The sequence below is a fragment of the Actinomycetota bacterium genome, from assembly GCA_030018275.1.
In the GTDB taxonomy this organism is placed as follows: domain Bacteria; phylum Actinomycetota; class Aquicultoria; order Subteraquimicrobiales; family Subteraquimicrobiaceae; genus Subteraquimicrobium.
The window spans coordinates 1-9,638 of sequence record JASEGB010000029.1; the positions used below are offsets into that span (position 1 = coordinate 1).

9 protein-coding genes and 5 tRNA genes are annotated in these 9,638 nt (G+C 47.2%); 9 read left to right on the forward strand and 5 right to left on the reverse strand.

Features of this window, described 5'->3' with window-relative positions; all coding sequences use genetic code 11:
* Positions 1 to 314 precede the first annotated feature (314 nt).
* The 3 genes from QMD66_07705 to purH all read left to right on the forward strand — a co-directional run bounded on the left by QMD66_07705 (position 315) and on the right by purH (position 3,918).
* Positions 315 to 1,184: a formyltransferase family protein gene (locus tag QMD66_07705; protein MDI6822711.1), complete on the forward strand. Its 870-nt coding sequence runs from the start codon at positions 315 to 317 to the stop codon at positions 1,182 to 1,184.
* On the forward strand, positions 1,181 to 2,263 hold the full coding sequence (locus QMD66_07710) for a hypothetical protein (GenBank protein ID MDI6822712.1): 1,083 nt from the start codon (positions 1,181 to 1,183) through the stop codon (positions 2,261 to 2,263). Before QMD66_07705 ends, QMD66_07710 begins: the two co-directional genes overlap by 4 nt.
* 110 nt (positions 2,264 to 2,373) lie before the next feature.
* Positions 2,374 to 3,918 carry a bifunctional phosphoribosylaminoimidazolecarboxamide formyltransferase/IMP cyclohydrolase gene (gene purH, locus QMD66_07715; protein ID MDI6822713.1) on the forward strand — a complete coding sequence of 515 codons (1,545 nt, stop codon included), beginning with the start codon at positions 2,374 to 2,376 and terminating at the stop codon, positions 3,916 to 3,918.
* 86 nt (positions 3,919 to 4,004) lie between these two features.
* Here the strand turns inward: purH and speB are convergent, their stop codons facing one another.
* From speB to QMD66_07740, 5 genes are read right to left on the reverse strand one after another with little or no spacing between them, the layout of a single operon-like run.
* Entirely contained in the window at positions 4,005 to 4,853 is an 849-nt protein-coding gene (gene speB, locus QMD66_07720) for an agmatinase (protein MDI6822714.1), read from the reverse strand.
* Positions 4,837 to 5,712, reverse strand: a complete 876-nt coding sequence (speE, locus tag QMD66_07725) for a polyamine aminopropyltransferase (GenBank protein ID MDI6822715.1) — start codon at positions 5,710 to 5,712, stop codon at positions 4,837 to 4,839. The genes speB and speE overlap by 17 nt, the downstream gene beginning before the upstream one ends.
* The gene (gene speD, locus QMD66_07730; protein MDI6822716.1) at positions 5,705 to 6,058 is read right to left on the reverse strand and encodes an adenosylmethionine decarboxylase; all 354 of its coding nucleotides are present in this window, start codon (positions 6,056 to 6,058) and stop codon (positions 5,705 to 5,707) included. Before speD ends, speE begins: the two co-directional genes overlap by 8 nt.
* The gene (locus QMD66_07735; GenBank protein ID MDI6822717.1) at positions 6,058 to 6,519 is read right to left on the reverse strand and encodes an arginine decarboxylase, pyruvoyl-dependent; all 462 of its coding nucleotides are present in this window, start codon (positions 6,517 to 6,519) and stop codon (positions 6,058 to 6,060) included. The genes speD and QMD66_07735 overlap by 1 nt, the downstream gene beginning before the upstream one ends.
* 2 nt (positions 6,520 to 6,521) lie before the next feature.
* Positions 6,522 to 7,583: a bis-aminopropyl spermidine synthase family protein gene (locus tag QMD66_07740; GenBank protein ID MDI6822718.1), complete on the reverse strand. Its 1,062-nt coding sequence runs from the start codon at positions 7,581 to 7,583 to the stop codon at positions 6,522 to 6,524.
* Positions 7,584 to 8,076: 493 nt separating this feature from the next.
* Between QMD66_07740 and QMD66_07745 the strand changes: the two genes are divergently transcribed.
* The 6 genes from QMD66_07745 (at position 8,077) to QMD66_07770 (ending at position 9,557) form a co-directional block, all read left to right on the forward strand.
* Positions 8,077 to 8,152, forward strand: a tRNA-Lys gene (locus QMD66_07745).
* Between the two features lie 74 nt (positions 8,153 to 8,226).
* Positions 8,227 to 8,302 (forward strand) — tRNA-Glu (locus QMD66_07750).
* Positions 8,303 to 8,421: 119 nt separating this feature from the next.
* Positions 8,422 to 8,496, forward strand: a tRNA-Val gene (locus QMD66_07755).
* A 27-nt stretch (positions 8,497 to 8,523) separates the two neighbouring features.
* Positions 8,524 to 8,600, forward strand: a tRNA-Asp gene (locus QMD66_07760).
* 116 nt (positions 8,601 to 8,716) lie between these two features.
* A tRNA-Phe gene (locus tag QMD66_07765) sits at positions 8,717 to 8,789 on the forward strand.
* A gap of 192 nt (positions 8,790 to 8,981) precedes the next feature.
* Positions 8,982 to 9,557, forward strand: a complete 576-nt coding sequence (locus QMD66_07770; protein MDI6822719.1) for a transposase — start codon at positions 8,982 to 8,984, stop codon at positions 9,555 to 9,557.
* Positions 9,558 to 9,638: the final 81 nt, after the last annotated feature.

Genomic DNA, 9,638 nt, shown 5'->3' on the forward strand with positions numbered 1-9,638 from the left:
CTGGTTATCAAGCATAAAGGTATCATATCACAGTACCAGTTAGGTGGGAATCACCAAAATTTAAAAATCAAAATGCAAAATGACAATGTATAAATGTATTATTAGCAAGATGGGTTAACACCATGTCGGGGTGAAGTGCTCCGAAAACACCCCTAAGAACGCTGTCGCGTCTACGGATTAAAGTCCCAAAATTTTGGATTTTGTTCTGTAATTTTGATTTTTGATCTTTGCATTTTAAATTTTTATCTACTGGATTGAGCAGAATGATGGGTAAAGTCTCAGAGTATACACATTGCAGTGGAGGGGAAGAGACGATGGCTTATAAAATTGGCTGGTTCTCCACGGGTCGAGATAAGGCCGCTCGGGATCTTTTAACCACGATTCATTCGGGCATAAAGGAAGGCGCCATTAAAGCTCAAATCATCTTCGTCTTCAGTGATAGGGGTGAGGGCGAAGCGGAGGAGAGCGACAAATTCTTTGAGCTGGTGAAAAGCTTTGGCATTCCTCTGATTTGCTTTTCCTCCAAAAAATTTGAGCCGGATCTTCGGGGAAAGAGCAAGGGAGACCCCATCGTTCTTAAGCAGTGGAGAGATCGATATCATCGGGAGGTCACCAAACTGTTGGGGGGATATGATCCCGATCTCATCGTTTTAGCCGGATATATGCTCATTGTAAGTGGGGAAATGTGTAGAAAATATCCCATGATTAATCTTCACCCCGCTGCCCCTGGGGGTCCCACTGGCACATGGCGGGAGGTTATCTGGAAGTTGATTGAAGCGCGACAAAGTAGAACCGGAATCATGATCCATTTGGTCACCGAGGAATTGGATAAGGGTCCTCCCATCACCTATTGCGCATTCCCCATCAGGGGTGCATCCTTCGATGAACTGTGGAAGAATTTGGATGAGAAACTAGAGATAAAAACACTGCCTCAAATCATTCGAGAGGAAGGGGAAGAAAATCCGCTTTTTAAGGAGATACGAAAGAATCAGGTCATTAGGGAACTACCCCTGATTTTTCACACCATTCAGCGATTTGCGGAGGGAAGGATCAATATCTCCCGCGGATCTGAAGGAGAAGTGAGATCGGTCATTGTGGATGGTAAGGTTTTGACCGAGGGTTTCAACCTAAGTCGGGAAATAAACGCCCATCTCAAAGAATGGTCGACAGGTGAGCTGAATTGATCAAGTGTCAATTAAACACCGATTGCGAGGGACCCATCTCCCTAAATGACAATGCTCTCGAGCTAACCTGTCACTTTATCCCCCAAGGGATGAAGTTTTTCTCGCAGGTGAGTGGATACGACGATTATCTGGCGGATATCGCCAAGAGGCCGGGGTACAAAGCCGGGGACACCCTCCGATTGATATCGCCGTTCCTGAAGGCTTATGGTGCCACGAATCTTAAGATTGAAAGGTACTCTGAGGCGAACCTCTCTCTGGTTCCCGGGGCGAAAGAAATTCTACAATTCATTCGTCAAAGGATACCCATTTTCATCGTGAGCACCAGTTACGAGCCCTATATACGTGTTTTATGCCGTCTTCTCGATTTTCCCCTGGAGAATGTCTATTGCACAAAATTGGATATAGATGGATATGAAATTGAAGAGCGGGAGACCAAAAGGCTTAAAGAGCTTGTGGAGGAAATTGTAGCCATGCCTCCGTTAGAGATGTCTTCCGATGTGCAATATTTGCAGGATTTGTCCCTCGAAACCCAAAAGATCATCGCCAGATTGGATGATATATTTTGGAGGGAAATGGCTTCGATGAAATGTGGGCGGTTGTTAAAAGAGATCAATCCCGTTGGGGGATGGGAGAAAGCTCAAGCCGTTTTAGACAGCTTGGCAAAGACGGGCAACTCCTTAAGTGAAGTGATATACGTGGGTGATAGCATCACGGATGTTGAAGCCCTTGACTTGGTGAGGAGAAATGGTGGTCTGGCAATATCTTTCAATGGGAATAGGTATTCCCTAAAGGCTGCGGAGATCGCGTGCATATCGGGTCATGTCATCGTCATTGCCATCTTGACCTGTGCCTTCTCGAAGGGGGGGAAGGAAAAAACCCTTTGGCTGGTGAGGAATTGGAACCATTCTGCCATCCGACAATCAGGTGTAAATGATCTCCTGATGGATGAGTTAATTTCACTTTATCCAAGTACTCTTCCCAGGGTGGAGATCATAACTGATTCTAACAGAAATGAGATAATCGATGAAAGTGAGACCTTCCGAAGGAGATTAAGGGGAGGGGCTGGAAGACTCGGCTAAAATCCGCTGACTGGTTGGCTCGTTGGCCGGTTGGCTAGAAAAACCAGCTAACCAACGAACTAGCAAACAAGCAAACCAAGCAAATAAGTAAACGGAGGAAAGGAGGAACCATGGTTAAAATAAGGCGGGCGTTAATTAGCGTCTCCGATAAGCGAGGTGTGGTGGAGTTCACTAAAGGCTTGAGGGACTTCGGAGTGGAGATAATCTCAACGGGAGGAACAGCAAAGGTTTTGGAAGATGCGGGGGTGCCGGTTAAAAAGGTTTCCCAGATTACGAAATTCCCCGAGATATTGAACGGTAGGGTGAAAACCCTCCATCCATTGATTCATGGAGCTCTTTTGGCTGATAGAAGCAAGGAGTCCCATCTTGAGACACTCAAGGAGCACGACATAGAGCCAATCGATTTGGTGGTGGTGAATCTCTATCCCTTTACCGAGACCATTTCCAGGGAGGGTGTGACTTTAGCCGAAGCCATAGAGCAAATCGATATCGGTGGTCCGTCCATGATCCGCTCCGCGGCCAAGAACTTTGAGGGTGTGGCGGTCGTGGTGCAGCCTGAGAGATACGATGAAGTACTCAACGAAATGCGACGGAACAATGGTTGTATTTCCAGGGAGACATGCCTTGATTTGGCCATCGATGCCTTCAGACATACGGCCCATTATGATGAGGCGATCTATCATTACCTGGCGAGGGATTTAGAAGAATTCCCCAGACTCCTCGATCTCTCCTTTGAAAAAATTCAGGATTTAAGATATGGCGAGAATCCACACCAAAAGGCGGCTTTTTATCGAGAGATCGGCGCACCACCACATTCTTTGGTTTATGCTCAGCAACTTCACGGGAAAGAGCTATCCTTCAACAATATCCTGGATTTGGATGCCGCGTGGTCTCTGGCCTGCGAATTCACTGTGCCCGCGGCGGTAGTCATCAAACACACGAATCCCTGTGGAGTCGGTCTCGCCAGCGATATATGTACCGCTTACGATAGGGCTTATGCCTCCGATCCCGTCTCCGCCTTCGGGGGCATCGTCGCCCTGAACCGGGTGGTCGATGAAGCTTTGTCCAAGAAGCTCACATCCACTTTTCTTGAGGTTGTAATCGCCCCTGCCTATCTCGAAGAAGCCCTGGAGATTCTGACCCAAAAGAAGAATTTGATCATCATGTACATGGGAGAAGAGAGGGAGCTGATGGTTGGTTTGAAGGACATCAAACGGGTGGAAGGCGGAATTGTGGTCCAGGACGTTGATCGAATTCGAGAGAGTAGAGACGAGATGAAGGTAGTGACCAGAATTCATCCCTCGGAGAAGCAATGGGACGATCTTCTTTTCGCCTGGCGGGTGGCAAAGCACGTCAAGTCAAATGCCATTGTCCTTGCCAAGGATCTAGCCACGGTGGGTGTGGGCGCGGGTCAGATGAGTAGGGTGGATGCTGTTGATATAGCCTTTAAAAAGGCTGGGGAGCGGGCAAAAAATTCCTCTTTGGCCTCGGATGCCTTCTTCCCCTTCAGGGACGCCGTTGATTTGGCCGCTAAGGCCGGAGTTAAGGCGATAATTCAGCCAGGGGGATCCATTCGAGACGATGAAATAATCGCCGCCGCGGATGAGCATAAGATAGCCATGGTGTTGACGGGGAGAAGACACTTCAGACACTAGCTAGCTAATCCTGTAGCTCTGTAGTGCGAGGCTTTCAGCTCGCCTTGGCTTTCAGCTCGCCTTATGCCTCACCTTATAATCCATGGTTAAGCTAAATGGTTGGTGAAGAGGAGAATGGATTCTCTGATTAGTTTCGCCGCAGCTATGGAGGTGATGTCTCCACCATCGAAGGGTGGGGAAACTTCGACGACGTCCATGCTAACTACGTTGAGGAACTTGAGCTCGTAAAGGCTTAAAAGCAATTCTTTAAAATCGTATCCGCCCGGATCAGGATTGCTCGTCCCTGGAGCACACGATGGATCCAGAACATCCACATCTATACTTATGTAAACGGCCGAATCCCCGATTTTATCGTGAAGCTGGGATGGAATGGATATTTCGGGTGTTGATAATAAACACTTCTTTGAAATTTCGTATTCTTCCCTTGTTCCCGATCTCACCCCGAGTTGAATGAGGAAAGACCCCCCTATCTCTTCCAAAATCCGCTTAGCCACGGTGGCGTGGCAAATTTTTTCTCCCTCATAGCTTTCACGAAGGTCCAGGTGGGCATCGAACTCGATCACGAAGAGTGGGGAAAAGCTTTTCCTTAAAGCCCGTACGGCACCCAAGGTCAGAGTATGCTCACCACCAATGATTACCGTAAAAGCCTTTTCCCTGGCTCGAATTAGTTCTTCTTTGATCCTTTCTAGGGATATTTCCATGGAATCCTCCATTTTTATATCCCCCCAGTCGCAGAGGACGATGTCCTGTAAATCCTTTCTCAATGTGGGACTAAAGGTTTCCAGGCTTTCGGAGGCTTTTCTTATTCGCTCTGGGGCAAGTTTTGTTCCGGAACGAAAGCTCTCGGTTTTATCCAGAGGTGCTCCAAGGATTATCGCGTCTGGATTGAGGTTATCCTGGGAGGCCAAGAACTTATCTCTATAGGGCGGTTTCAAAGGAAGTATCCTCCTCTAAAATCCCTTGGATAAACTTGGGAAGAATGAAGCACGCGGTATGGATTTCCGGGGTGTAATAGCGCGTTGAAATGTTGGAGGATATCAATCTTTCCTTGACCTTTTCAGGGGGGACGGCGGCGGGATCCCATTTTTTAGAGGCTATGGTAAAACTCCATAAGACGCCGGGATAGGTGGGGACAAAGGCAAGGTAAACCCGCACGGTGGGAAAGACCTGCTTTAATCCATTATATACGTTACGAAGCTCTTCCATTTGAAAGGTTGGGGAACCACTCTGAGTGACACAGATTCCATTCTTTGAGAGGATGTTATGGGCGGCACGGTAAAACCCCTCTGTGAATAGAGCCTTTGCTGGTCCTATGGGATCGGTGGAATCTACGATGAGGACATCGAATTTTTCCCGGGAATTCCCGACAAATTTCGCCCCGTCGTCAAAGATGATCTTGACCCTTTTATCCAGGAATGCGTCACCATTTATAGATGGAAGAAATTTTCGACACGCCTTTACGACCTCTTCATCCAGCTCGACCAGGACGATATCCTCCACGGGATGTTCGAGCACTCGTCTTAAGGCGCCTCCATCTCCTCCCCCAATGATGAGAATCCTCCTCGGTTTGGTGTGAGAAAGCAGGGGAACGTGGACGAGCATCTCGTGATAGATGAATTCATCTTTCTCACTGGTTTGAACTGCCCCGTTCAGAACGAGCATCCTTCCGAATTCCAAGGTATCCACGATCTCGATCCTTTGGAAGGCGGTCTCTTTTTTGAAGGAAATAGCTCTCACTTTATAGCGGTGTTCAAAACCCGACGAGCCCGGCTCGGTAAACCAGTCGTCAGTCACGAAGAACACCTCTTCTTATTTCCACCATTTGTACATGTTTGGGGGAGAAATGTTTTTGGAATGGATCTATAGCGGCCACGGGATCGACTTGCTCCCCGCAGGTGAATACGTCCACTGCTGCATATCCAAGTTCGGGCCAGGTATGGATCAAGATATGGGATTCCGCGATCATAGCTACGCCCGTTATTCCATGGGGAGAGAATTGGTGCACCTTCAACTCGAGCAATGTGGCACCACAAGCTCGAACCGCTTCCTGGAGAGCTTTTTCTGCGAGTTCCGCTGAATTCAGATTTTTGCAGTCCCAAAATTCAATGACCAAGTGCCTGCCCACGTTTTTCGTTTTCATCACCCCCACCAAAGAATTGCGGCTGCCACGGCACAGCCAAGCTTTTTAACTTTATGTTCCGCGGAAATTAATATGGTTTTCGTCAATGACAAATTCCTTTTCTCCAAGGCTTCCTTTAGCATCTTTTTTACTATCTCTTCCGCCACGGTGGCTGACCCCGGATGGGCGTATTCCATTATAACACCCTGGGAATCCGAACTTAATCCCATACCCACGCAGGCTGATATTATTTCACCACTGACATTGCTGGTGATATGGGCATATACCGTTGGCACAAGAGCCCCCACGGGAATGGAGGGAATTGCTTCAACTCTGGCCTTAGGGGGCACAATGCTAGTCACCTTGACCAAATTTAGATTGCCGATTCCCCCCGCTAAAAGGGCATTGTCGAAGGCGTTCAAGTGTGAATGTCCTTCCGCTGTACCCTTTGTGAATGAGACCATATTTGGAACTTGCCACATAATCATCGCTCCTCGATCCAGATTAGACTTTCGGGATCGTTATATAGCTCTTCATTTGTGATATCCTCATTACGCTTGAGGAAATCCTCGATGGTTTCGATTCTGAACATGGACGATTTATACCAGTGCTTCTTCGGTGCTTCTCTGAGGGGTCCGATATCATCCTTTATGCTCTCGAGAAGGTACATCCAATTATCGTAGATATTAAAATCATGGATTATATCGGTGATGACCACACCATACTCATGGGTTAGAATTTTTTGGAACTCACCCCATTTTTGAAGGGATGATTCAATCATGGTCAGACCGAAATAACCGGCACAACCGGCTCCTTTTAAAGTAGCCAATCCCCTGGCGATGAAAAGCTCCAATCCACCGATTGTCTCCGGTGGATCGGTTAAAAATGTATCAAAACTCCCCAAAAGGTCTGGAGGAAGCCTGAAGCGAAGATCGTGAGGAATCACTTCAATGTGAAGATTTTCTTTTTCGCTTGTATTCTTGATGAAGTCGACTAACCGCTCGTCGACTTCGAGAACCGTGATTCGCTTGGGTAGTCCGGAGAGGGCTGCGGCGAGGCTCACTAAGTCGTCATCCCCCAGGATTATAACTTCTTTCCCTTGGATATCACCTCTATCCGCCAAAAGAGCGATTCTGGCAAAGGCGATGGTGGGTCCAACGAATCCCTGATCAAACTCCATTATGGGTTGGGGTCTATTCCTTACAATTTGTTCAAAACGGGGTAGAAAATCCTCGAATTTTGCGAGGGAGACGGTCCTTCCCCGACAAGCAGGGCATCCATGATTCGCCTTTGGGGTCACGTTATATTGCTTGCAAAAAATTTTTCCCTCTTTCGTCAGGGAGATGGAGGAATTTTTGAAGATAACCAATCCCCTTTCCTGCAACTCTTTTAGTATTTCCACAACGAGCTTAAAAGGTCTATGAGAGAGATCGGTTATCTCCCAAAGGTTGGAAGAGCTCAAAGTGGCGCTAAGAATATTCTCAATATCCCGATGTGTAACATTTATCGTCGTTCTTCTGTTCACTTTGGATACTAGAAGATTCATCTTCCACCCCCTAAGAGTGCAAACACAGGGGATACCACTTAGGCACCCCCTGTAAGCTGCCGGGATTCTGATAATGCTTTTGTTAGTGGTTTTAAGTTTTCAAACCCTAGAGAATCGCCCCTTAAAAAGGATGGTCACAAATGAATTTTGACTCAAAAGCATAAGAATTTCAAGTGGGCGAAAGACTTTTAAGGAAAGATTTTGCGGGCGACCCTAAAAGGGTCACTCTACGTGGACTAATGGTTCCGTATGGTCTAATGGTCGTAGTGCGAGGCTTTCAGCCTCGCCTTTATTGACAACCTGGATAGAGGTTGATATCTTCATTTCAGCTGTGTAAAATCTAAAGAGAATGGTGGGAGAGCTCGACTCTCCCTTAAAGTTTCCAAACCCAAAAGCAGTCAATAGTCAATGGACGATAGTCGATAGCAGTCTTTGAATTAATTGATAATTTTAATAACCGTGAACCATGAACGGTGAACTGTGAACCAATTATGGGCCGTTAGCTCAGTAGGTAGAGCATCGGACTTTTAATCCGAGGGTCGGAGGTTCGATTCCTCCACGGCTCACCATTGTAAAAGCTTTTGGCTCAATGGCGGTAAAGTTCGGTTAAATCTTGAACCGAGAACCTCCGACAAGTCACAGCGCCCCCATCGTCTAGAGGCCTAGGACACCGGTCTTTCAAGCCGGTGGCGGGGATTCGAATTCCCCTGGGGGCACCACACCTTTACGGCGAGTCGGGAGCATGGAGTTAGTAGTTTGTAGTAAAATAAAAATAAGATTTTATAATATAAGCAATATTTCACTCCCGACTACCAACTAATAGACTACCGACTAAAAAGGGCGAATAGCTCAGTGGGAGAGCGCCTGCCTTACAAGCAGGAGGTCACAGGTTCAAATCCTGTTTCGCCCACCAAAAACAAGTTGAAAAGACGATGAGAATGGAGCCGTCGTCCAGCGGTTTAGGACACCGGCCTGTCAAGCCGGAGATCGCGGGTTCAAATCCCGTCGGCTCCGCCATAAAATCAGTGAAGAGGGATGAGTCAAAAGAGCCGTCGATAGTCGATAGTAAAAGCAGTCGATGGTCGATGGCTAATAGTTGATGGAACAATCATATTGACCAATAACCGATTTTTGGCGAGGTAGCTCAGGTGGTAGAGCGCCAGACTGAAAATCTGGGCGTCGGCGGTTCAACTCCGCCCCTCGCCACAAAATGGAGGGATAAAGTGGCAGTATTACCTGCCACTTTATTTCATTTATACCTCACGATTTAATCTTTTTTAATAGGATTAAGTAGGGTTCCGTTTATTGGTGATTGAGAAATTTTGAGATAGAAATGGGACCCAATCTTTGGTAGTTTGGATTGTGTTAGAAAACCAACAACCAAAGAAAGGGGTCCCAATGGAGAGTTTAGCACTAAATGATTGTTTAGGCGACCGTTTTACCCTCTTTGAGACGGTAGAGAAGAGAGTAAGGGGAAGAACCAGGGAGGAACTGGAAAGCACTCTCCAATATCTTTTGTACCTTGAAATTGAAAAGGAACTTTCTAGGGGAAAGAGAGAAAAGAGGGAAGTTTCAAGAGACAAGGAGACCAGATTTTACTGCATTCGCTTTGGGACAAAAAGGGCCTCTTCTTTCTTAAGAAATGGGAGCTACTCAAGGAGGCTGGGAACGGAGGCGGGTTCCATCACCTTGAAGGTACCCAAACTCCGCTGTATCTGTGGTGGGAATGTGAGGCTCGATACCAAAGTCTTCTTTAAGGGGAAGAGGCTCTGGTATGACCTTTACCAGCGAACTGTAGAACTCAAGGGCTTGAGAGTCTCCTTCAGGGAAAAAAGGATTTTCTTGAGAGAAGAGCTGGCACATCCTTTGGTCTTTCCTCCCCTCTCGCTCCTCTCTCAAAGGTTGAAGCTAAAAGCTTGTGGGTTGAGGACTGTCCCAAGGAGGCGGAGGTGGATGGAGCACCCATCAATATAGGTCGGCCAATGCCTCTGGCATATCTACAGAAATGTGGGCCTCTTAGCCAGGGATAAGACGAGGCGGAATGCTCTTCTATCC

Excerpts from the sequence above, each read along its gene's own strand:
- speD (MDI6822716.1), bottom strand. The coding sequence starts at position 6,058 with ATGAAAACGAAAAACGTGGGCAGGCACTTGGTCATTGAATTTTGGGAC.
- QMD66_07770 (MDI6822719.1), top strand. The coding sequence starts at position 8,982 with ATGGAGAGTTTAGCACTAAATGATTGTTTAGGCGACCGTTTTACCCTC.
- QMD66_07735 (MDI6822717.1), bottom strand. The coding sequence starts at position 6,519 with ATGTGGCAAGTTCCAAATATGGTCTCATTCACAAAGGGTACAGCGGAA.
- QMD66_07705 (MDI6822711.1), top strand. The coding sequence starts at position 315 with ATGGCTTATAAAATTGGCTGGTTCTCCACGGGTCGAGATAAGGCCGCT.
- QMD66_07740 (MDI6822718.1), bottom strand. The coding sequence starts at position 7,583 with ATGAATCTTCTAGTATCCAAAGTGAACAGAAGAACGACGATAAATGTT.
- purH (MDI6822713.1), top strand. The coding sequence starts at position 2,374 with ATGGTTAAAATAAGGCGGGCGTTAATTAGCGTCTCCGATAAGCGAGGT.